Source organism: Miniimonas arenae, assembly GCF_006351005.1.
In the GTDB taxonomy this organism is placed as follows: domain Bacteria; phylum Actinomycetota; class Actinomycetes; order Actinomycetales; family Beutenbergiaceae; genus Miniimonas; species Miniimonas arenae.
Genome location: NZ_VENP01000007.1, coordinates 21,075 through 43,549, shown reverse-complemented (window position 1 = coordinate 43,549; position 22,475 = coordinate 21,075). Strand labels below are relative to the sequence as shown.

The 22,475-nt window shown below is 72.1% G+C and carries 20 protein-coding genes; 18 read left to right on the top strand and 2 right to left on the bottom strand.

Annotation, left to right across the window (positions count from 1 at the left end; all coding sequences use genetic code 11):
* The first annotated feature begins 7 nt into the window (after nt 1–7).
* The 10 genes from FH969_RS03415 to FH969_RS03370 all read left to right on the top strand — a co-directional run bounded on the left by FH969_RS03415 (nt 8) and on the right by FH969_RS03370 (nt 11,466).
* Nucleotides 8–1,651 (top strand): type 2 periplasmic-binding domain-containing protein, encoded by a 1,644-nt coding sequence (locus FH969_RS03415; protein ID WP_139986114.1) that lies wholly within the window; start codon nt 8–10, stop codon nt 1,649–1,651.
* A 63-nt stretch (nt 1,652–1,714) separates the two neighbouring features.
* Nucleotides 1,715–2,683, top strand: coding sequence for an ABC transporter permease (locus FH969_RS03410; RefSeq protein WP_139986112.1), 969 nt, complete (start codon nt 1,715–1,717; stop codon nt 2,681–2,683).
* Between the two features lie 13 nt (nt 2,684–2,696).
* Nucleotides 2,697–3,599, top strand: coding sequence for a carbohydrate ABC transporter permease (locus tag FH969_RS03405; RefSeq protein WP_108718261.1), 903 nt, complete (start codon nt 2,697–2,699; stop codon nt 3,597–3,599).
* Complete coding sequence (locus FH969_RS15605; protein ID WP_139986111.1) at nt 3,596–4,294, top strand: YesL family protein; 699 nt, start codon at nt 3,596–3,598, stop codon at nt 4,292–4,294. Before FH969_RS03405 ends, FH969_RS15605 begins: the two co-directional genes overlap by 4 nt.
* 116 nt (nt 4,295–4,410) lie before the next feature.
* Nucleotides 4,411–6,519: a glycoside hydrolase family 31 protein gene (locus FH969_RS03395; protein WP_246071682.1), complete on the top strand. Its 2,109-nt coding sequence runs from the start codon at nt 4,411–4,413 to the stop codon at nt 6,517–6,519.
* Nucleotides 6,520–6,609: 90 nt separating this feature from the next.
* Complete coding sequence (locus FH969_RS03390; RefSeq protein ID WP_108718259.1) at nt 6,610–6,834, top strand: hypothetical protein; 225 nt, start codon at nt 6,610–6,612, stop codon at nt 6,832–6,834.
* Nucleotides 6,835–6,906: 72 nt separating this feature from the next.
* Nucleotides 6,907–8,070, top strand: coding sequence for a LacI family DNA-binding transcriptional regulator (locus FH969_RS03385; RefSeq protein WP_246071681.1), 1,164 nt, complete (start codon nt 6,907–6,909; stop codon nt 8,068–8,070).
* A 115-nt stretch (nt 8,071–8,185) separates the two neighbouring features.
* Entirely contained in the window at nt 8,186–9,703 is a 1,518-nt protein-coding gene (gene arfA / locus FH969_RS03380; protein WP_139986109.1) for an arabinosylfuranosidase ArfA, read from the top strand.
* Nucleotides 9,696–10,775 (top strand): arabinan endo-1,5-alpha-L-arabinosidase, encoded by a 1,080-nt coding sequence (locus tag FH969_RS03375; protein ID WP_246071680.1) that lies wholly within the window; start codon nt 9,696–9,698, stop codon nt 10,773–10,775. The genes arfA and FH969_RS03375 overlap by 8 nt, the downstream gene beginning before the upstream one ends.
* Nucleotides 10,776–10,992: 217 nt before the next feature.
* Nucleotides 10,993–11,466: an META domain-containing protein gene (locus tag FH969_RS03370; protein ID WP_139986107.1), complete on the top strand. Its 474-nt coding sequence runs from the start codon at nt 10,993–10,995 to the stop codon at nt 11,464–11,466.
* 86 nt (nt 11,467–11,552) lie between these two features.
* Here the strand turns inward: FH969_RS03370 and FH969_RS03365 are convergent, their stop codons facing one another.
* Nucleotides 11,553–12,413, bottom strand: coding sequence for a transglutaminase-like domain-containing protein (locus tag FH969_RS03365; RefSeq protein WP_246071679.1), 861 nt, complete (start codon nt 12,411–12,413; stop codon nt 11,553–11,555).
* Nucleotides 12,414–12,798: 385 nt separating this feature from the next.
* Between FH969_RS03365 and FH969_RS03360 the strand changes: the two genes are divergently transcribed.
* From FH969_RS03360 to FH969_RS03345, 4 genes are read left to right on the top strand one after another with little or no spacing between them, the layout of a single operon-like run.
* Nucleotides 12,799–13,437, top strand: coding sequence for a hypothetical protein (locus FH969_RS03360; RefSeq protein WP_139986106.1), 639 nt, complete (start codon nt 12,799–12,801; stop codon nt 13,435–13,437).
* Nucleotides 13,434–14,444: a mycothiol synthase gene (mshD, locus tag FH969_RS03355; RefSeq protein WP_139986104.1), complete on the top strand. Its 1,011-nt coding sequence runs from the start codon at nt 13,434–13,436 to the stop codon at nt 14,442–14,444. The genes FH969_RS03360 and mshD overlap by 4 nt, the downstream gene beginning before the upstream one ends.
* A complete protein-coding gene (locus FH969_RS03350) occupies nt 14,441–16,633 on the top strand; it encodes an RNA degradosome polyphosphate kinase (RefSeq protein WP_139986102.1) in 2,193 nt (730 codons plus the stop codon). Before mshD ends, FH969_RS03350 begins: the two co-directional genes overlap by 4 nt.
* A 47-nt stretch (nt 16,634–16,680) precedes the next feature.
* Nucleotides 16,681–17,685 (top strand): NUDIX hydrolase, encoded by a 1,005-nt coding sequence (locus FH969_RS03345; RefSeq protein ID WP_139986100.1) that lies wholly within the window; start codon nt 16,681–16,683, stop codon nt 17,683–17,685.
* Nucleotides 17,686–17,702: 17 nt separating this feature from the next.
* Here the strand turns inward: FH969_RS03345 and FH969_RS15600 are convergent, their stop codons facing one another.
* On the bottom strand, nt 17,703–18,071 hold the full coding sequence (locus tag FH969_RS15600; RefSeq protein ID WP_246071678.1) for a hypothetical protein: 369 nt from the start codon (nt 18,069–18,071) through the stop codon (nt 17,703–17,705).
* On the opposite strand from FH969_RS15600, the gene FH969_RS03340 reads away from it, so the two are divergent.
* From FH969_RS03340 to pstA, 4 genes are all read left to right on the top strand, one after another.
* Nucleotides 18,058–19,059: a glycoside hydrolase family 3 N-terminal domain-containing protein gene (locus FH969_RS03340; protein ID WP_246071677.1), complete on the top strand. Its 1,002-nt coding sequence runs from the start codon at nt 18,058–18,060 to the stop codon at nt 19,057–19,059. The two genes, FH969_RS15600 and FH969_RS03340, sit on opposite strands and share 14 nt — an antisense overlap.
* Before the next feature lie 175 nt (nt 19,060–19,234).
* Complete coding sequence (locus tag FH969_RS03335) at nt 19,235–20,374, top strand: phosphate ABC transporter substrate-binding protein PstS (RefSeq protein ID WP_246071676.1); 1,140 nt, start codon at nt 19,235–19,237, stop codon at nt 20,372–20,374.
* 161 nt (nt 20,375–20,535) lie between these two features.
* Nucleotides 20,536–21,531, top strand: coding sequence for a phosphate ABC transporter permease subunit PstC (gene pstC / locus FH969_RS03330; RefSeq protein WP_342776987.1), 996 nt, complete (start codon nt 20,536–20,538; stop codon nt 21,529–21,531).
* Nucleotides 21,531–22,466 carry a phosphate ABC transporter permease PstA gene (pstA, locus tag FH969_RS03325; protein ID WP_139986096.1) on the top strand — a complete coding sequence of 312 codons (936 nt, stop codon included), beginning with the start codon at nt 21,531–21,533 and terminating at the stop codon, nt 22,464–22,466. Before pstC ends, pstA begins: the two co-directional genes overlap by 1 nt.
* Nucleotides 22,467–22,475: the final 9 nt, after the last annotated feature.

The window sequence follows — 22,475 nt, the reverse complement described above, 5'->3', positions numbered from 1 at the left end:
AGGAGACATGACCGCTGCCCCACCCACCCGGCGCCGGTACACCCGGACCGCCGCAGCCGCGTCCTTCGCGGCCGTCCTGAGCCTCGTGCTCGCCGCGTGCGGCGGCGGTGGCTCGGACACCGACCCCGACGCCTCGGGCGGTGCCGGTGACGGCGAGACCCCGAACGTCTCGATCATGGTGATCAAGCACCCCCTCACGAAGCCGATGGCCGACATGGCCTGGGTCAAGCAGCTCGAGGAGGAGGCCGGCGTGACGATCACGTGGGAGGAGGTGTCGGCCGACTGGGACCAGAAGAAGAACCCGATGCTCGCCGCGGGCGACGTTCCCGACCTCATCATCGGCAACAACGCGATCACCGATGCGGACCTGGCCACCTTCGGCTCGCTGTTCGAGGACCTCTCCGACGACATGGACGCCCTGCCGAACGTCCAGGCGATGTTCGACGAGGTCGACGGCGCCCAGGCGATGGCCACGTTCAACGACGCCGAGAAGTCGGTGCCGTCGTACAAGAAGTTCTGGCCCACCGCCATCACGCACCAGTACATCAACCAGCAGTGGCTCGACGCGCTCGGCCTCGACATGCCGACCACGTGGGACGAGCTGTTCGACGTGCTCGTCGCGTTCAAGGAGCTGGACCCGAACGGCAACGGCCAGGCCGACGAGATCCCGTTCGACTTCGCGCCGGTCGGCACGACCGGGTTCGGCTACTTCCAGCCGTCCGCACTGCTGGGCTTGACCGGGATGCAGATCGTCGGCGGCGGTGGTGGCGGGTACTTCCTCGAGGACGGGGAGGTGAAGAACTTCTTCGTCGACGAGCGCTACCGCGACGTCGTCGAGTTCCTCAACCGCTGCTGGCAGGCCGGCCTGATCAGCGCGGACGCCTTCACCCAGGACTACTCCACGTACCAGTCGGTGGCCCGCGGCACGGGCGACACCGCCCGCGTCGGCTTCTCGTGGGGCTGGTCCGGCTCCGACCGCTTCGGTCCGGGCGTCTACGAGCAGTACACCGCGATGGCGCCGCTCCTGCAGGAGGAGGGTCAGTCCGCCCCGGTGCGCTGGTCCTACGACTTCGAGAACCTCACCCGCAACCACGTCACGATGTCCGCCGACCCGTCGGACAAGGACGCGGTGCTGCGCGTCATCAACGCGTTCTACTCCCCGGACATCTCGATCCAGGTGCTCTTCGGTGACATCGGCCCGAACGTCGAGAAGGTCAGCGACACCGAGTACAAGGTGCTGCCGCCCGCGGATGCGAACCTCGACCCGTCGACGTGGAAGTGGACCTCCAGCCTCGCGGACAACGGCCCGATCTTCATCCGGGAGTCGATGGAGGTCGAGCCGCCGACCGACCTCGCCGAGGCGGTGGAGAACGCGGTTCCCCTGGCGCCCGCCTTCGAGGACCTGGACATCGACAAGGACGTGTTCCCGAGCCTGTTCCTCAAGCTCAGCGCAGCGGACCAGTCCACCTCGGCCGTGAACCAGACGGCTATCGACGGCATCACGATGCCGGCTTTCGCGCAGTGGGTCACGTCCGGCGGTGCCACCGACGGGTGGAACTCCTACGTCTCCCAGGTCGAGGGCGCCGGGATCCAGGCCAACCTCGACATCCTGCAGACGTACTACGACGACTACATCGCGTCGAAGTCCTGATCACCCCGCGCCCGGGCCGCTCCGCGTGACCGGCCCGGGCGCAGCCCGGAGAGGCAGGTAGCCATGGCCGTGGCCCTGGAGACGAAGGTGGCGACGACGCCGCCCGCGCGCACGAGATCGCCGTGGCCCCAGCGGCTGCGGCAGCACCTGAGCCGGCGCTGGCAGCTGTGGGTCATGCTCGCGCCGGCCATCGTCGCGACGGCGGTCTTCGCCTACGCGCCGATGTACGGCATCCAGCTCGCGTTCCGCGAGTTCGACTTCGAGGCCGGCCTCACCGGCGGCGACTGGGTCGGACTGAAGTACTTCCGGCAGTTCTTCGACTCGCCGCAGTTCTGGCAGCTGATGCGCAACACCGTCCTCATCAGTGTCACGACGCTGGTGGTCGGCTTCTTCGCCCCGATCGGCCTCGCGCTGCTCGTCAACCAGGTCGTCGGACCGCGCCGCAAGCGGTTCAGCCAGACCGCGACGTATCTGCCGCACTTCATCTCGATCGTCGTGATCGTGGGCATGCTGCAGGTGTTCCTCTCCCCGAGCACGGGTCTCATCACCCGGGTGATGGAGTGGTTCGGCGTGAGCGGGATCAACTTCCTCGGTGATCCCAAAGCCTTCATCCCCGTCTACGTGATCTCCGAGGTGTGGCAGCACTGCGGGTGGAACAGCATCATCTACCTCGCGGCGCTGTCCAACGTCGACACCCAGCTCTACGAGGCCGCGAAGATCGACGGCGCAAGCCGGTTCCAGATCATTCGCAACGTCGACCTGCCCTCGCTCGTACCGACCATGGTGATCCTCTTCATCCTCACGATGGGCGGGGTGCTCAACACGGGCTTCGAGAAGATCTTCCTCATGCAGAACACGCTGAACCTGCCCATCTCCGAGGTCATCTCGACCTACGTGTACAAGATCGGCATCATCGGCAACCAGTTCAGCTACTCGACGGCGATCGGCCTGTTCAACACGCTCATCAACTTCGCGTTCCTCGTGGGCGCGAACCAGCTCGCCAAGCGTCTCGCCAACACGAGCCTGTGGTGAGGGGAGAGACGCCATGACGACCAAGGTCCGCTACCACCGCCCCGGCGACATCGTCTTCGCCGCCCTCGTCGCGGTCAGCATCGTGCTGATCGTCTTCGTCACCCTGTACCCGATCTTCTTCGTGGCGATCGCCTCGATCTCCCAGCCTCAGCTGGTGCAGGGTGGCCAGGTCTGGTTCTTCCCGCGCGGCATCAACTGGTTCGGGTACGAGCAGATCCTCGGCGACCAGCGCATCTGGACCGGGTACCGCAACACGATCGTCTACACCGTGCTCGGCACGGCCGTGAACATGCTCGTGACGATCCCGGCGGCGTACGCGCTGTCGCGCCGTGAGTTCGCCGCCCGCCGGCCGCTCATGTTCTTCTTCGCGTTCACGATGTTCTTCAACGGCGGGCTGATCCCCACCTACCTGCTGTACCGCGACCTCAATCTGCTCGACAACATGTGGGTGTTCATCCTGCCGAGCGCGCTCAACGTCTACAACCTCATCATCGCGCGCGCGTTCTACGAGAACTCGATTCCCGAGGAGCTGCACGAGGCCGCGACGCTCGACGGGTCCGACGAGTTCCGGTTCTTCTTCACGATCGCCATCCCGCTGTCCAAGGCGATCCTGTCGGTGATCATGCTGTACTACCTCGTCCAGCACTGGAACGACTTCTTCACGGGTCTCGTGTTCATCCGTGACTACGCGAAGCAGCCGCTGCAGATCGTGCTCCGGGACATCCTCATCTCCAACACCGCCTTCGCCGGCGGGGCGGGCGGCGCAGGCGGGACCGGTGGCGGTTACGGGCAGCAGTACGCCGACCAGATCAAGTACGGGGTCATCATCGTGTCCTCGCTGCCCGTCATCATGCTCTACCCCTTCCTGCAGAAGTACTTCGAGAAGGGCGTCATGATCGGGAGCGTGAAGGGATGAGGAACGTCCTGGACTGGCACGTGCGGATCGCCGACCTGGGTCGCCGCCTGCTGTGGCTGCAGCTGCTGTGGGTCGCGCACACGCTGCTCGGCGCCGTCGTGCTGGGGATCGCCCCCGCCACGGCCGCCGTGCACGCGGTGCTCAGGCGCGACCATATGGCGGGAGAGGGCTGGCCGGGCACCGCCGAGCGCGAGCGACTGCCGCGCGAGTTCCACCGGGCATGGCGCCGTGAGCTCGTCCCGGCCAACGCCGTCGGACTCCCGCTCGTGGCGGGATGGGCGTTCGTCCTTCTGGACCACCGCCTGCTGGGCACGACCGAGGTGGCCGGCGCGGGCGCGCTGCAGGTGCTGCTCTGGGTCGTCACACTCGTGCTGATGTGCATGTCCGCGACGGTGTGGGTGCTTCAGGCGCACTTCGCCGAGGGGCCGCTGCGCGTGCTGCGGCGGGCCGCCGTGCTCGTCGTCGCGCGCCCGCTGATCTCGCTCGGCGGAGCCGCTGTGCTGGCGGCGACGGCCTGCCTCTACTACGTCGTTCCCGGCCTCGCGGTCGTGCTCGGGATCATGGCACCCGCCTGGGTGACCACCGCCCTGGTGTGGCGCAGCGGGATCCTGCCGCGGCCCGCCGACACGTCCGACGGCGAGCCCACGGCCGCGTCCGACGGCGCCCCGACGCCGGCGCTCGCGCCCTCGCGCTGACCGAGCACCACCCCACCCAGCACCACGACCCGCACGGACAACGAACCACGACCAACCACAACGAACCACGACGAACCGCGACGTCGCCGTCGCCGTCGCAAGCAGGAGGAGCACGCGTGAGCAGCCACGTCCAGGTGTCCGGACCCGCCCTCGAGTGGACCGGCGACGGCGAGACCGTCCGGGTCGAGTCCTGGGGCCGGAGCGCCGTCCGCGTGCGGGCGACCCTGAGCGGGGAGCTGCGCGACCACGACTGGGCGCTCCTGCCGCCCGACCCCGCGATCACCGACGTGGGCGGCGACGCCGGCCCGAAGCTCACCGTCACGGAGACCGCGGACGGCGCCGTCGGGACGCTCGTGCAGGGCGACCTCCGGGTCGTCCTGACCGCGCGACAGGGGATGGACGGTCAGGCGGGGTACCTGCGCTCGAGCTGCCACCTCGCGTTCTACCGCGGGGACCGGCTCGTGCTCGAGGAGGAGCACGAGGGCGGCGCACTCAAGCGCCGCGCGCGCCAGTACGACCCGCGCGGCGCCGGGCACCGTCTCACGGTGTCGCTGGTCGGACCGCGCGAGGAGCGCCTGGTCGGGATGGGTCAGTACCAGCAGGACCTGCTGGACCTCAAGGGCTCGACCCTCGAGCTCGCGCACCGCAACTCCCAGGCGAGCGTGCCGTTCGTGGTCTCGAGCGCCGGCTACGGCTTCCTCTGGCACAACCCCGCCGTCGGTCGTGCCACGTTCGCGAGCAACCGCACCGAGTGGGTCGCCGAGCTCACCGACCAGGTGGACTACTGGCTCACGGTGGGGGACACGCCGTCGGACATCGCGCGCGCGTACGCGGACGCGACCGGTCACGCCCCGATGATGCCCGAGCTCGGGCTGGGCTTCTGGCAGTGCAAGCTGCGCTACACCACGCAGGCCGAGCTGCTCGAGGTGGCCCGCGAGCACACCGGGCGGGGCCTGCCGCTCGACGTCATCGTGGCGGACTTCTTCCACTGGCCGCACATGGGCGACTACCGGTGGGAGGAGGAGTTCTGGCCCGATCCCGCGGCGATGGTCGCCGAGCTGGCCGAGCTCGGCGTCGCGCTCATGGTGTCCGTCTGGCCGCAGGTCTCCTACGAGTCGGAGAACTACGCGGAGCTCGCGCGACGCGGGTACCTCGTGCGGTCCGACCGCGGCGTGGACGCGCAGATGTCCTTCCAGGGGCCCTCGCGGTTCCTCGACGTCACCCACCCCGGTGCGCGGGCGTGGCTCTGGGAGACGCTGCGGCGGAACTACCCGGGGGTGTCGCTGTTCTGGCTGGACGAGGCCGAGCCCGAGTTCGTCTTCTACGAGTACGAGGCCTACCGCTACCACGCCGGCCCGGCGATCCAGGTCGGCAACGTCTACCCGCAGCTGTTCTCGCGCGCGGTGGCGGAGGGCCAGGTCGCGGACCGGCAGGCGGGCGGTGCCGCTCGTGACGCGTCCGGCCCGGTCAACCTCGTGCGCTGCGCGTGGGCCGGCTCCCAGCGCTACGGCGCGCTCGTCTGGTCCGGCGACATCCACTCCTCGTTCGAGTCGATGCGGCGCCAGGTCACGGCCGGGATCCACATGGGCGCCGCAGGGATCCCGTGGTTCACCACGGACATCGGCGGCTTCTACGGCGGTCACGTCGACGACCCCGCCTTCCACGAGCTCCTGGTGCGCTGGTTCCAGATGGCGACGTTCATGCCGGTGATGCGGCTGCACGGGGACCGGTCGCCGCAGCGCGGCGTGACGGCCGCCGACGGCTCGGCGCGCTGCCACTCCGGCGCCGGCAACGAGCTGTGGAGCTACGGCGAGGCGGTCTACGAGGTGCTCGCACGGCACGTGCACCTGCGTGAGGCGCTGCGCGACTACACGCGCGAGGCCATGCGCGCCGCGCACGAGGACGGTCAGCCGGTGATGCGCGGACTCTTCCACGGGTTCCCCGACGACGCCGAGGCCTGGCGCATCGGCGACCAGTTCCTCTTCGGCTGTGACGTCCTCGTGGCGCCCGTCCTCGAGGCCGGAGCTCGCCGTCGCCGGGCGTACCTGCCGGCCGGAGCCACGTGGACGGACCTCGCCACGGGCGAGGTGCACGACGGCGGAGCCTGGGTCGACCTCGACGCTCCCCTCGAGCGCACGCCCGTCCTCGTGCGCGACGGCGCGCTCGCCGGGCTCGTCGGGGTCGCCTACCGCGGCGCTGCTGTCGGCGCCGCAGACGCGGGGTGACCCGCTCGACGCGTGAACCCGCCGGCCACGCCCCCGCCGGCCGGCGGGCCGCCTAGGATCGACAGCACCACACGGACGAAGGAGACCGCGATGACCACGCCGTACACCGGGAACTCGCCCTACCCCGCGATGGGCTTTCCCGCCGCCCTGAACGCCGAGACCGAGGCCGAGAAGGTCGAGGAGCTCGAGACCCCCGACGTGCCCGAGGAGGAGCTCGAGGAGGACGAGTCCGAGGGCGCCGCGGTGCTCGGTGCGCTCGCCGACCCGGCCAACGCCGAGGCGATCGAGCGTCTGCGCCCCAAGCACGAGGGCTGAGGAGCGCCGCGCCCGGCGGACGGGCCGGCCCGTGGGGGTGCTCGCGCCCCTAGCATGCCCGCGGGAGGTCCGATGACGACGGGTGCGAAGGGCCCGCGCGAGGTGCGCGCGCGCGGCGGGGTCACGATGCACGACGTCGCAGCGCTCGCGGGCGTGTCCTTCAAGACCGTCTCGAACGTCCTCAACGACTACCCGCACATCCGGCCCACCACCCGCGCCCGCGTCGAGGCCGCGATCGCCGAGCTCGGCTACCAGGTCAACGCTTCGGCGCGGAACCTGCGGCGCGGTCGCACGGGCGTGATCGGCCTGGCACTGCCCGGGCTCGCGGAGCCCTACTTCGGCGAGCTCGCCGACACCGTGGTGCGCGTGGCCGAGACCCGCGGGGTCACGGTGCTCGTCGAGCACACCGCCGGCGAGCGCGCCAAGGAGCTCGACGTGCTCACGAGCGCGCGCCGCTCGCTCACCGACGGACTGCTGCTGTCCCCGCTCGCGGTCACGGCCGAGGACCTGCGCGAGCTGCGACCGACCTCTCCGCTCGTCCTGCTCGGTGAGCGGGTGTTCGGCGTAGGGCTGGACCACGTGACGATGGCCAACGTCGAGGGCGCTCGGCTCGCGACCCGACTCCTGCTGGACCGCGGCGCGCACCGGATCGCGGTGGTCGGCGCCCCCGGTGCGCCCGGCGAGCCCGAACCGCTCGGCCCGCTCACGGAGCTCACCGGGCTCGCCGAGCTCGCCGCGCTCGCCCGCGGCGCCGGGGTGCCCGACGGCGAGCTCGGCTCCGCGCGTCCGCTCACCACCACCACGGCGCGCCTGCGCCTGGCCGGGTACCTGCACGCGCTCGTCGAGGCCGGCCTCGAGCCCGACCCCGCCCTGCTGCTGCCGACCGGCGACTGGCACCGCACCTCCGGTGCGGCGGCGATGGACCGGGCGCTCGCCGTCGGGCTCGAGGTGGACGCCGTGCTGGGACTGAACGACTCCGTCGCGCTCGGCGCGCTGCACGCGCTGCAGCTGGCGGGCGTCGACGTGCCCGGGCGGGTGCAGGTCGTGGGGTTCGACGACACGATCGACGGCGCGTTCGCGACACCGGCGCTCACGTCGGTGTCGCCGGGGCGCGAGGTGATCGCGAGCTCCGCCGTCGACCTGCTGCTGCGACGGATCGAGGGCGTCGAGCAGGCGCCGCGGCTCGTCGTCGCGCCGGTTCGGGTGGAGGAGCGCGGGAGCACCCGCCGGGCGTGACTCGAGTGACCCGAGCAGCGCGCATGAAAGCCGCGCACCACACCCGTCGACAGCCGCACCGCCACCCGCTAAAATCCCGATCTACAACGTTGTAGAACTCGTGCGAGGAGCACCCATGGCCCAGGCCACACTCACCATCGATCCCGCCTTCACGATCGGACCCGTGCGCCGCCGCACGTTCGGCTCGTTCGTCGAGCACCTCGGCCGCTGCGTCTACGAGGGCATCTACGAGCCCGGCCACCCGACGGCCGACGAGGACGGCTTCCGCGGCGACGTCATCGAGCTCGTCAAGGAGCTCGGCATCTCCACGGTGCGCTACCCGGGCGGCAACTTCGTCTCCGGCTACCGCTGGGAGGACGGCGTGGGCCCGGTCGAGGACCGGCCCAAGCGCCTCGACCTCGCGTGGCACTCCACCGAGCCGAACACCGTGGGCCTGGACGAGTTCATGGCGTGGGCGCGCAAAGCCGACGTCGAGCCGATGATGGCGGTCAACCTCGGCACCCGCGGGGTCGCGGAGGCGCTCGAGGTGCTCGAGTACGCGAACATCGCCGGCGGCACCGCGCGATCGGACCAGCGGCGCGCGAACGGCGCCGAGGAGCCCTACGGCATCCGCATGTGGTGCCTGGGCAACGAGATGGACGGCCCGTGGCAGACCGGCCACAAGACGGCTGCCGAGTACGGCCGACTCGCCGCCGAGACGGCGCGCGCGATGCGGCAGATCCAGCCCGACCTCGAGCTCGTGGCCTGCGGCTCCTCCAGCGCGTTCATGCCGACCTTCGGCTCGTGGGAGCACACCGTGCTCACGGAGACCTACGAGCTCGTCGACTACGTCTCGGCGCACGTCTACTACTGCGAGGGCGACAACGACCTCGGGTCCTTCCTCGCCTCCGCGGTGAACATGGACCACTTCATCGAGTCGGTCGTCGCGACGGCGGACGCGGTGCGCGCCGCGGGCAAGCACACCAAGCGGATCCACATCTCGTTCGACGAGTGGAACGTGTGGGACCAGAAGCGGGTGGAGTCCTACATCCCCTCCCCGACGGGCGACGACTGGCCGATCGCGCCGCCGCTGCTCGAGGACCACTACACGGTCGCGGACGCCGTCGTCGTGGGGAACCTGCTCATCTCGCTGCTGCGGCACACCGACCGCGTGCACTCGGCGTCGCAGGCGCAGCTCGTCAACGTCATCGCGCCGATCATGACGCAGCAGGGCGGCGGCATCTGGAAGCAGACGATCTTCCACCCGTTCGCCCAGGCCTCCTCCCTCGCCAAGGGCGCCGTGCTGCGCACCCTCGTCGACACGCCGACGTACGAGACCGCCGTGCACGGCACCGCGGGCCTCGTCGACGCGGTCGCGACGTGGGACTCCGAGAGCGGCGAGCTCGTCGTGTTCGCCGTCAACCGCGCCCAGGACGAGGCGACCGAGCTCGCGGTCGACGTCCGGATGGCCGGCCTCGAGCTCGTCGAGGCGACGAGCTACTCCCACAGCGACCACACGTGGCAGGCCTCGCCCGAGGACGACACCACGGTCCTGCCGGTCGCCAACGAGAGCGCACGCACGACGGCGGACGGCCGCGTCACCCTCAGCCTCCCCGCGATCTCGTGGAACGTCGTGCGGCTGCGCCGTGCGTGAGACCCGCCCGTCGCGGGCGGTGCCGGCGAGCAGGCTCGCCGGCACCGCCCTCGCGGTCGTCGCGGTCGCCCTCTCGGGGGTGCTCGCGGCGTGCGCGGGCGCGGCCCCGACGGCGACGGCGATCGCGGCCGAGGGGGACACCGCGACCCACGACCCCGCGCTCGTGATCACCGACGACGCCTGGTACGTCTTCTCCACGGGCGACCTCTCGATCGGCAGCGGCGCGCCGCAGATCCGCCGGTCCACCGACGAGGGCGTCACGTGGGAGCGCATCGGGACCGTCTGGGACTCGGCCACCCGGCCCGAGTGGGCCTACGCGGCGGTGCCGGGCGTCACGAACTTCTGGGCGCCCGAGGTGATCGAGCACGACGGCACCTACTACCTCTACTACTCGGCCTCGACCTTCGGGAAGAACGCCTCGGCGATCGGGCTCACCACCAGCGCGTCCCTCGACCCCAACGACCCGGACTACGGGTGGACGGACCAGGGTGTGGTGTGGCAGTCGGCTCCGGGCGTGAACTACAACGCCATCGACCCCGGCGTCATCACTGCGCAGGACGGCACGCCGTGGATGGCGTTCGGGTCGTTCTGGGGAGGCATCCAGCTCGTGGAGCTGGCGTGGCCCGACGGCAAGCCCGTGGCCGACGCCGAGCCCACCCTGCTGGCGGCCCGCGGCTTCTCGCCCAACCCGATCGAGGCGCCGTACCTCGTGTGGCACGACGACTGGTACTACCTGTTCGTCTCGCGCGACTTCTGCTGCCGGGGCACCGACTCCACGTACAACATCGCGGTCGGCCGCGCGCGCGACGTCACGGGCCCCTACCTCGGCCCCGACGATGCGCCGATGACCTCGGGCGGGGGACTGTCGCTGCTCAGCACGGACGGCGACATGGTCGGGCCGGGCGGGCAGTCGGTGTCCGACGGCGTGCTCGCGTTCCACTACTACGACGCCGCCGCGGCGGGGGCGTTCCGCCTCGGGCTGCGGGAGCTCGCCTGGACCGAGGACGGCTGGCCGGTGGCGCGCACGGCGCAGGAGCGGCGCGCCTTCGAGGACGCCTCGGCGTCGTCCTGATGGCGCGCGCGTCGCGGGTGAGGGTCGGCGCGCCGCCCCCGGGTGGTGACCTGGCTCACTTCCGGCCAGGATTGCCCTGCCCGGGACACGTGCAGGGCAGACGGGCGCCGCAGGGGAGCGGCCCCCGCGATCGCACCTCGGCCCCCCGTCGGACCGATGTCCGACGCACGCCCGACCCACGCCCGACCCACGCCCGACTCACGCAGCAGGAGACACCATGACCCAGGTCCGGACCCGACCCACCACCCGCCGCCGCTCGCTCGCGACGGTCTCGCTCGCCGTCGTGCTCGGCGCCTCGGCGCTCAGCGCGTGCGCCTCCGGCGGCTCCGGCTCCGGCGGCGCGACCGCCGAGGCGCTCTCGCTGGAGGGCTCCTGGACGCTCGTCTCGGGCAGCGGCCCCGACGGCGAGATCACGCCGGTGGACGGGGCCCCGATCACGCTCATGGTCGACGGCGAGGGTGCGGTGAGCGGCAAGGACGGCTGCAACAACATCGTCTCGACCGTGACCGTCGACGGCGACACGGTCACGTTCGCGCCGATCGCCTCGACGATGATGGCGTGCGAGCAGCCGATCATGGACGTCGCGACCGCGTACGGCTCGGCGCTCGGCGCCGTGACGACCGGTGACCTCGACGGCGAGCAGCTCGTGCTCACCGGGCCGGACATCGAGCTCACCTACGACCAGGCCTGAGCCACCGGCGGCATCCCTGCCGCCGGCGGACGAGTGCGGGCGCGGACCTCGGTCCGCGCCGGCGCTCGTCGCGCGAGACCCGCGGGTCAGGGCACCTTGAGCATGAGGGAGTGGTCGTCCGGGGGGAGGAAGGGCTCCGCCGTCGCGAGCACCTTCATCCGGTCCAGCGTGAGCCGGGCGCCGTAGTTGGACAGGAACGCGGTGTCCGAGGCGTCCCGGCCGGTCGCGACGCGCACGAGGGTGTGCCGCGGTGCGAGCCGCGTCGCGTCGACGACGTGCCACGCGCCATCGACCCACGCCTCGGCGACCGCGTGGAAGTCCATCGGGAACAGCCCCGGCGCGTACACGGCCGCGAGCCGGGCGGGCACGTCGAGCGCCCGCAGCATCGCGATGACGACGTGCGCGTAGTCGCGGCAGACGCCGCGCCGCGCGAGCAGGGTCTCCACCGCGCCGTCGGTGGGCCGGGAGATCCCCGGGGTGTAGCGCGTCTGGCGGTGCACCCAGTCGCCGACGGCGAGCACCAGCTCGCGCCCCTTGAGCCCGCCGAACTCCGCGTAGGCCGTGCCGAGCAGACGGTCGGACTCGACGTACCGGGACGGACGCAGGTACGTCAGCAGGTCCACGGGGCCGCCCGCGTCGCCGACGATCTCCTCACCCTCGGCGTCGTCGTGCGAGGAGTCGACCTCGTCCCAGTTCGTGTCGACGTTCGCGTGGTAGCTGAGCACGAGGGGCGTGCCGGACACGCCCGGGTCCACCTGGAGGTTGTGGATCACGCCGTGGTGGGGCGCGGGGATCTCGGTGGGGACGAGTTCGGTCTCGCCGAGATGGATGGTCAGTCGCTCCTCGATGAGCAGCCCGGGAACCCGCGCGACGGCGACCATGAAAGCCAGATCGGCGGGACCCTCGCTGAGCGTGAGCTCGAGGGTGGCGGAGACGTTGCGACGCACCTCTGAAGGATCCCATGACGCGGGGGCTCGCCCGGCCGCGCGCGGGTCCGCACCCGGCCGTTCGGCCGGGCCTGACCGGCCGAGCGTGCGCGAGCCACCCGTACGTCGGGACCGGTGGCATCCGACGCTTTGACTGGTGGCTCCGTCACATTGACTGGTCAGATTGCAGATCGCCGGAACTCAGACCGGACCCGCCGCTGTGACCTGCTACGATGCTCCCGGGTGCGGTCGCCGCTGGGTCCGACCAGTCAATGTGTCGGAGCCACCAGTCAATGTGTCACGAAAGGCGGCCCGCATGGGCCTCCCAGTCGCCCGCACGGGCCCGCAGTCGCCCACCCGGGCCCCGCACCCGGCTGCCGGCGCCGCGGGGGTGACAATGGGGCGCATGACCGAACGCCCGCACCGCCCGCGCCGGCCCGCCTCGCTCGACCCCGCCCAGGCCGACCGGATCGCCGGGGGAGCCGATCCCGCACTGCGCCTGCGCGCCGCGCACGCCACGGCGCAGGCCGTGCTGCGGCGCGGGCACGAGTCCGACGTCGACGTCGAGACCGTCGACCGGCTCGTCCGCCTCGTGGAGACCGAGGGGCTCGAGGTCGTCGCCTCGCTCTGGGCCGACAGTGACGCCGCCTCCCTCCCCGGCGCCCTGTGGCGGCTGTACGTGCTGCGCGAGTGGATCCGCCGCACGCCGGTCGAGGTCACGGCGCGGTACGCGCTCGGGGCGCAGCGCGCGGAGGTGGACGACGCCGTCGCCGGCGTGCCCGCGCCGCCCACGCCGCAGGAGGTCGCGGCGCTCGCGGACGCCGTGCTCGCCGGCGCCGTCACCGCGGACCTCGACGTCGCGCTCGACCGCGCCGCCGCCTTCTACCGCGTCGTCGGGACCGGGACGGCGCTCGACGCCGACCTGCACGACGCCCCGCACGGCCCCGAGGCCGCGCACGCCACGCGCAGCGCCGCCAACCTCGTGCGCACCGGGGAGGAGCTGCGGGACGCCGCGCGCCGGGCGCGGGCCGGGACGCTGGAGTGACCACGGTTCCCGGGCGGCCACCGTCTCCCGCCGACCGCATCGAGTCGGGCGACGCCGTCGCCCCCGGTCCATTGCATGAGGTGGACCGTCGCGCCGTGCTCGCGCTGGCCGCCCGCGCGCAGGCGCACGACGGCGTCGCCCCCCTCTCCGAGGAGCACCTCCTCGCGCTGCGCACGCCCGAGGCCCACGTGCTCGTGCACCGCGAGGCGGGCGCGATCGTCGCGGCGGCGTCGCGGTCGGGCTCCGCGGCCGAGGTCGTGGTCGACCCGGCGCGCCGCCGCCGCGGGCACGGCGCGGCGCTCGTCGCCGGCGTCCTCGCGCAGGACCCGAACGTCGGGTTCTGGGCGCACGGCGACCTGCCCGGCGCGCGCGCCCTCGCGGCCTCGGCCGGGCTCGAGGCGGCGCGGTCGCTCCTCGTGCTCGAACGCCCGGTCGGCCCGGCCGACCTCGATCCCGACGTGGCGGGTGCGCTCGCCGCCGCCGGGCTGACCGTGACCACCCACGCCGACGCAGTGGCGACCGACGCGGGCGCCGGAGTCCCTCGCCCGAGCCAGGGGCGAGGAGCGGCCGACGCCCTGCTGTCGGCGTGGCTGGAGCTGAACGCCCTCGCGTTCGCCGACCACCCCGAGCAGGGCCGCTGGACCCGGGCCGACCTCGACGCTCGGCTCGCCGAGCCCTGGTACGACCCGGCGCTCCTGGCGGTGGCGACCCGCGCGGGCGCCGTCGTCGGCAGCGTGTGGGTGAAGCCGGTCGGTCCCGAGCGCGCGGAGATCTACGTGCTCGCCGCGCACCCGGCGTCGGGCGGCGGCGTCGGCCGGGCACTGCTGCGGTGGGCGACGGCGCAGGTCGCCGCGCGCGGCGCGACGAGTCTCGAGCTCTACGTAGACGGCGCAAACACGCGCGCCCGGGCCCTGTACGAACGCACGGGCTACGCGGAGCGAACCCGGGATGTCCAGTATCTGACCCTTTCGCGACCCCCCCGCGGTGGTGTCACGATAGGGGCATGACCGACCAGGCGTTCGCCGCCGCCCCCGACACCCTCTCCGACGAGCTCCCGGACGTGGCGAGCCAGGCGGAGGCCGACGAGGTCCAGCTGCCCGAGGGTCGGTTCGCCGACCGCGAGCTGTCCTGGCTCGCCTTCAACGAGCGCGTCCTCGAGCTCGCCGAGGACCCGGGGCTGGCGCTGCTGGAGCGGTGCCGGTTCGCGGCGATCTTCGCCTCGAACCTCGACGAGTTCTTCATGGTCCGGGTCGCCGGACTCAAGCGGCGCATCGCGACGGGGATCGCCGTCACGGCCGCATCGGGGCTGACGCCGCGTCAGGTGCTCGAGGCGATCTCGGTCCGGGCCCACGAGCTCACGGCGCGGCACGCCGAGCTCTTCCGGTCCGAGCTCGTGCCCGCCCTGGAGGGCGAGGGCATCACGTTCGTGCACTGGGAGGACCTCGCGGACGAGGAGCAGGACCGCCTGCACCGGTTCTTCCGCAAGCAGATCTTCCCCGTGCTCACGCCGCTGGCGGTGGACCCGGCGCACCCCTTCCCGTACATCTCGGGGCTCTCGCTCAACCTCGCGGTGGTGGTGCGCAACCCGGCCACGGAGAAGGAGCACTTCGCCCGGGTCAAGGTGCCGCAGTCGCTCCCGCGCTTCGTCAAGGTGGAGGAGGCGCTGACCGGCGAGGCCGACGAGCGCGGGGCCAACCGGCTCATCGCGCTCGAGGAGCTCATCGCGGCGCACCTGCACTACCTCTTCCCGGGCATGGACGTGGTGGAGCACCACTCGTTCCGCGTCACGCGCAACGAGGACCTCGAGGTCGAGGAGGACGACGCCGAGAACCTCCTCAAGGCGCTCGAGAAGGAGCTGCTGCGGCGCCGGTTCGGCCCGCCCGTGCGGCTCGAGCTCGCCCCGGACATCTCGCCGCAGATCCGCCGCCTGCTCGTGCGCGAGCTCGGCGTGGTCGAGCACGAGGTCTACGAGCTGCCGGCCCCGCTCGACCTCACGGGCCTCAACGTCGTGGCGGACCTGGACCGCCCCGACCTGCAGTACCCGCGGTTCGCCGGTCGCACCCCGCGTGCGCTCGCCGAGGTCGAGAGCGCGAGCCCCACGGACTTCTTCGCCACGATCCGCGAGCGGGACATCCTGCTCCACCACCCGTACGACTCCTTCTCCACGAGCGTGCAGCAGTTCCTCGCGCAGGCGGCGGCCGACCCCGCCGTCCTCGCGATCAAGCAGACGCTCTACCGCACGTCGGGCAACTCCCCGATCGTGGACTCGCTCATCGACGCCGCCGAGGCGGGCAAGCAGGTGCTCGCGATCGTGGAGATCAAGGCCCGGTTCGACGAGCAGGCGAACATCTCCTGGGCCCGCAAGCTCGAGCAGGCCGGCGTCCACGTCGTGTACGGCATCGTGGGCCTCAAGACGCACTGCAAGCTCTCGCTCGTGGTGCGCCAGGAGTCCGACGGCCTGCGCCGCTACTGCCACATCGGTACGGGCAACTACAACCCCAAGACCGCGCGGCTGTACGAGGACCTCGGGCTGCTCACGTGCGACGGCGAGGTCGGCCAGGATCTCACCCGGCTCTTCAACCAGCTCTCGGGCTACGCGCCCAAGAGCCGGTTCCACCGGCTGCTCGTCGCGCCCCGCTCGATCCGCGCGGGCCTGATCGAGCGGATCGAGCGGGAGATCGTCAACCGCCGCGAGGGCAAGGACGCCTGGATCCGGATCAAGGTCAACTCGATCGTCGACGAGGCCACGATCGACGCGCTGTACCGCGCGTCCCAGGCCGGCGTGCCCGTCGAGATCGTGGTGCGCGGCATCTGCGCGATCAAGGCAGGTGTGCCGGGGTTGAGCGAGAACATCACGGTGCGCTCGATCCTCGGGCGGTTCCTCGAGCACTCGCGGATCTACGCGTTCGCCAACGATGGTGAGCCCGAGTACTTCATCGGCTCGGCCGACCTCATGCACCGCAACCTCGACCGCCGGGTCGAGGTGCTCGTGCGGCTCACCGATCCCGACCACCTCGCGCAGCTCGCGAACCTCTTCGCGCTGTCGGTCGCCGACACCACCTCGTCCTGGCACCAGGTGCACGTCGACGGTGAGCAGCAGTGGGTGCGTCACCACCTGGGCCCCGACGGCGAGCCCCTCCTCGACCTGCAGAGCGCGCTGATCTCGCGGCCGCGCGGCCGGGTGAGCGTGCGGTAGTGCCGGCCGCAGTCCTGAGGGCACCCCGCGCCTCCCGCAGTGCACCCGTGACCACCCCACCGCTCCCCGCGCCGACGATCCACGCCGGCGGCGCAGTCGTCTGGCGCGTGGACCGCGGACACCTCCAGGTCCTGCTCGTGCACAGGCCCCGGTACGACGACTGGTCCTGGCCGAAGGGCAAGGTCGAGCCGGGGGAGAGCCTGCCGGTCTGCGCGGTCCGTGAGGTCGGCGAGGAGACCGGGCTGCCCGTGGTGCTCGGGCAGCCGCTGCCCGGCGTGCGCTACCGGCTCTCCGACGGCCGCCTCAAGCAGTGCCACTACTGGGCCGCCCGCGTGCTGGACTCCGGGTCACCCGCGCTCGCGGCGCGCGGTGTCGTGCCGCGGTGCTCGCCCGAGGAGATCGACGAGGCCCGCTGGGTGACGGTGCCCGAGGCGCGCCGTGTCCTCACCCGCGCGGCCGACCGACTCCCGCTCGACGCGCTCGTGGACCTGTGGGACGACGGCCACCTCGACACCCGCGCGCTAGTGGTGCTGCGGCACGGCCGGGCCAAGAAGCGAAGCGCGTGGAAGGGCGGCGAGGACGACCGGCCGCTCACCGCCGTCGGACTGCACCAGGCCGTCGCGGCGGTCGGGATGCTCGCCGCGTACGGGGTGTCCGAGGTCTACACGAGTCCGTGGGAGCGGTGTGCCGCGTCGGTCCGGCCGTACGCGCTCGCGTCGGGGCTCACGTCCGTCGCGGTGCCCGAGCTGACGGAGGCCGCCGCGAAGCGTCGGCCCGGCGCGGCCCGCAGCGCGGTGACGCGCCTCGTCGGGGAGTTCCGGCACCGGCGCGGGGTCGATGTGCCCGAGGGTGCCGTGCTCTGTACCCACCGGCCCGTGCTCCCGCTTGTTCTCGAGGCGCTCGCCAGCCGTGCGTCCTCGCGCGTGCGCGCCACGCTGCCGCGGGAGAACCCGTACCTGCGCACCGGCGAGCTGCTCGTCGTGCACGTGCTCCCGCGCCACCGCCGGGGTGTGCGGATCGTCGCCGCCGAGCGGAGCAGGCCGCCCGTCTGACGCGGCCCACCGGACGATCACCGGGCGCACGCCCGTGCGCGCACGTGCCCCGTGCCGCCCGCCCCTTGGCCGGCCCTTGGCGAGATTGTTGCGTCCAGCTGGCCGACGCGGCGCTCCCGGTCCGGCATGATCGCCCCCATGTCGCAGACCTTCGCCCGGCCCGTGCGACGCACCGCTCGGGGCTTGCGGAACGCGCGAGGCGCCGCGGGCGTCGCGGCCACCGTGCTGGCCGCGCTCGCCCTCGTCGGGTGCTCCTCGCCGTCGTCCGCTCCGTCCCCCAGCCCGAGCACGGCCCCGTCGACGACCGCCCCGACGCCCAGCCCGGCGCCCAGTCCGACGCCGAGCCCCACCCCCAGCCCGACGCCCGACCCGGTGCAGTCCCTCACCCTCGAGCAGCGGGTGGGCCAGCTCTTCGTCGTGGGCTCGAGCGCGTCCAGCGCCGACGCCGTGACCCTGGACGCCGTGAGCAGGCTCGCCGTCGGCGGCGTGTTCCTGCACGGCCGCTCGAGCGCCGGCGTCGACGCGACCAGCGCCGTGGTCACGACGCTGACCTCCGCCTCGACGTCGCCCGTGCCGGTGCTCGTGGCCACCGACCAGGAGGGCGGTCAGGTGCAGGTGCTCAGCGGTCCGGGGTTCTCCACGATGCCGTCCGCGCTCCAGCAGGGCCAGCTGGCCACGAGCGACCTGGAGTCCTCGGCCGCGACGTGGGGCGGGGAGCTCCACGCCGCCGGAGTCACGCTCAACCTCGCGCCCGTGCTGGACGTGCCGGCGAGCGCCGAGGCCGCGGCGGGCAACGCGCCCATCGGCGCGTTCGACCGGGAGTTCGGGTACGACGCGCAGGCGGTGGCGACGGCGGGCCGCGCCTTCGCGGACGGCATGGCGACGGCGAGCGTCGGCACGGTCTTCAAGCACTTCCCCGGTCTGGGCCTCGTCACGCAGAACACGGACACCACCGCGAACGTCACCGACACGCAGACGACGGCGAGCTCGCCCAGCGTGCAGGCGTTCGCCACGGTCATCGGGCAGGGGGCGCCGTGGGTGATGGTCTCCTCGGCGATCTACACCCAGCTCGACCCGGCCGACCCCGCGCTGTTCTCCTCGTCGATCGTGACCGACCTGCTGCGGGGCACTCTCGGCTTCACGGGCGCGGTGATGACCGACGACGTGTCGGCGGCCGAGGCCGTCGCCGCGTGGTCGCCGGGCGACCGCGCGGTCAACGCGATCGCGGCGGGCTGCGACGTCATCCTCGTCTCGGCCGACCCGACGGTGGCCGCGGAGATGGTGGCCGCCGTGCTCGCGAAGGCGCAGTCCGACGCCACGTTCGCGGCCCGGGTCGACGAGGCCGCGGCCCACGTGCTGGCGGCCAAGAGCTGACACGGCTGAGTCACGGAGGACGCCGTTCGGTGTGATCGTTCCCACGATCGGGCAAGGTGTCGCCGCTCGTTCACCTCGCATTCACCCTGCGCCGGGCGGCGCGTCACCCGCCCTTCCTACCTTCTCGTCATGGCGGACACACGCGTGCCCGCAGACCCGACGAATGGGGAACGAAGTGAAGCAGTCGATCCGTCGTGGCACGTACGCGATCCTCGCCGCGAGCACGGCACTCGTGCTTGCGGCCTGTGGGTCGTCGGCGTCGTCCGGTGACTCCGGTGGCAGCGACTCGACCGCCGGTGGTGGCGAGTCCGCGGCGTCCGGCGACCTGTCCGGCAACCTGGCCGGCGCGGGGGCGTCGTCCCAGGCCAAGGCCCAGGAGGGCTGGGTCGCCGGCTTCACCGAGGCGAACCCCGACGTCACCGTGACGTACGACCCGGTCGGCTCGGGCGGTGGCCGCGAGCAGTTCCTCGCCGGCGGCACGCTCTTCGCCGGCACGGACTCCAACTTCAACGACGACGAGCTCGCCTCGGGCACCGAGCGCTGCGCGGGCGGCGAGGTCGTGGAGCTCCCGGTCTACATCTCCCCGATCGCCGTGGTGTACAACCTCCCCGACGCGGGTGTGGAGCACATCCAGCTCGACGCCGACACCCTCGCGAAGGTGTTCTCCGGTGCGATCACCACCTGGGACGACGCGGCCATCGCGGCGCTGAACCCGGACGCCACCCTGCCGGCCACCAAGATCACGGTGGTGAACCGCTCGGACGACTCGGGCACGACGAAGAACTTCACCGACTACCTCGGTCAGACCGCGCCCGACGTGTGGACCTACGAGGCCGACGACGCGTGGCCGATCGCGTCGGTGCAGTCCGGTGACGGCACGTCCGGCATGATCGCGACGGTCGGCGCCGCCGTGGGTGCGATCGGCTACGCCGACGCGTCCCAGGCCGGCGACCTCGGTACCGTCGCGGTGCAGGTCGGCGAGGACTTCGTCGGCCCCGACGCGGACGCCGCCGCCAAGGGCCTGGACGCCTCGCCGCTCACGGACGACGCGACCGACCTGCGCATCACCTACAAGATCGACCGCACCACGACCGAGGCCGGTGCCTACCCGCTGATCCTCGTGTCGTACCTCGCGGGCTGCAGCACGTACGACTCCGCGTCGGACGCCGCGAACGTCGCCGCGTACTTCACGTACGTGACGAGCGAGGAGGGTCAGGCGCGCGCCGCCGAGCCGAGCGTCGCGGGCTCCGCGCCGATCTCGGACGACCTGCGCACCAAGATCGACGCCGCGATCGCGCAGATCAAGGGCGCCTGATCACCCTGCGACCGCTCCGGGGCGGCGCCCGCGGGTCCTCATCGAGGACCCGCGGCGCCGCCCCAGCCGAGTGATCAGCGGCGGCGCCCCAAGTCCGCTCCGAACCGGGGCGCCGCCGCGAACCCTCGACCTTCCCCCGCCACCGTGCAGAAAGGCGCAGCGTGAGCACCGACGTGAGGCCGGACCCCGTGGACGCGGTGGCTCCCGAGCCGCTCAGCGACCACACCAAGCACCCGGGCCGCTTCGGCAACCGGCTGTTCTCGGGCATCTCGCTCGCTTCCGGCATCCTCATCCTCGCGACCCTCGTGGCCGTCGCCGCGTTCCTCCTGCGGGAGGCGCTGCCGGCGATCACGTCGTCGACGCAGGACATCGCCGACTTCACCCGCGGCCTCAGCCTCGGGCAGTACATCGCCCCGCTCGTCTTCGGCACCGTGCTCGCCGCGATCATCGCGCTCGTCATCGCGGTCCCGCTGTCGATCGCGATCGCGCTGTTCATCGCGCACTACGCGCCGAAGCGCCTGGCCGGGCCGGTCGCCTACGCCATCGACCTGCTCGCCGCGATCCCGTCGGTCGTCTACGGCCTCTGGGGCTTCTACTGGCTCGTGCCGCTCGTCGGCCCGTTCTTCGACTGGGTCTCGACGACGTTCAGCTTCATCCCGCTGCTCGCGGACTACGCCCCGCCGGCGAAGAACATCACCTCGGCCGCGGTCGTGCTGGCCGTCATGGTGCTGCCCATCGTGACCGCGGTGTCGCGCGAGGTCTTCCTGCAGACCCCCCGCCTGCACATCGAGGCCTCGCTCGCGCTCGGTGCGACGCGCTGGGAGGTCGCCCGGATGGCCATCCTGCCGTTCGGCCGGTCCGGCGTGATCTCCGCGTCGATGCTCGGGCTGGGCCGCGCGCTCGGCGAGACGATGGCCGTGCTGATGATCCTGGCGCCGTTCGCCAAGGGCTCGTCGTTCTTCAGCTGGCACATCCTGCAGAGCGCGCAGCACCAGACGATCGCCGCGAACATCGCCCAGCAGATCCGCGAGGCGCACGGGCTCAGCGTGAGCGTGCTCATCGCCTCGGGTCTCGCGCTGTTCGCCATCACCCTCGTCGTCAACATGATCGCGCGCTGGATCGTCTCGCGCCGCGCCGCCTTCTCGGGAGCCAACTGATGGCCGTCCAGACCCAGTCACCGACCGGCCCGACGCCCACGCCGACCGACGCCGCGCCGTCGTTCGCCACGACGGCGAGCGGCCGGCGCCGCAAGCGGACCAACACGATCATGGCCGTCGTCGTCACCGTCGCATTCCTCATCGCGCTCATCCCGCTGATCTCGCTGCTGGTCGAGGTGGTGGTCCGCGGCGGCAAGATGATCAGCTGGGACTTCCTCACCACCGACATGGCGGGCGTCTTCGGCGACATGACGACGGGCGGCGTCGAGCACGCGATCCTCGGCACGCTCCAGATCACGGCGCTCGCGACGCTGATCTCGGCGCCGATCGGCCTGCTCGCGGCGATCTACCTCGTGGAGTACGGCACCGGCCGGCTGGCGAAGACGCTCACGTTCTTCGTCGACGTGATGACCGGCATCCCGTCGATCGTGGCGGGCCTGTTCGCCGTCGCGCTCTTCGCGCTCCTCGTGGGTCCCGCGTACCGCTCGGGGCTGATGGCCGCCGTCGCGCTCTCGGTGCTGATGATCCCCGTGGTGGTGCGCAGCTGCGAGGAGATGCTCCGGCTCGTGCCGAACGAGCTGCGCGAGGCCGCGTACGCGCTCGGCGTGCCGAAGTGGCTCACGATCATCAAGGTCGTGCTGCGCACCTCGCTCGCCGGCATCGTGACCTCGATCGTGCTCGCGATCGCCCGCGTCATCGGCGAGACCGCTCCGCTCCTGCTCACCGTGGGCATCGTCACGACCGTGAACACCAACATGCTGGACGGTCGCGTCGCGACGCTGCCGGTGTTCGCCTACAGCCAGTACGCGCAGGACTCCCAGGGGGTGGGCGCCGACCGCGCCTGGGGCGCCGCGCTCGTCCTCATCGTCATGATCATGCTGCTCAACCTCGTCGCGCGGTTCATCAGCCGCCGGTTCTCGATCGCCGAGAAGTAGCGCGCTCGG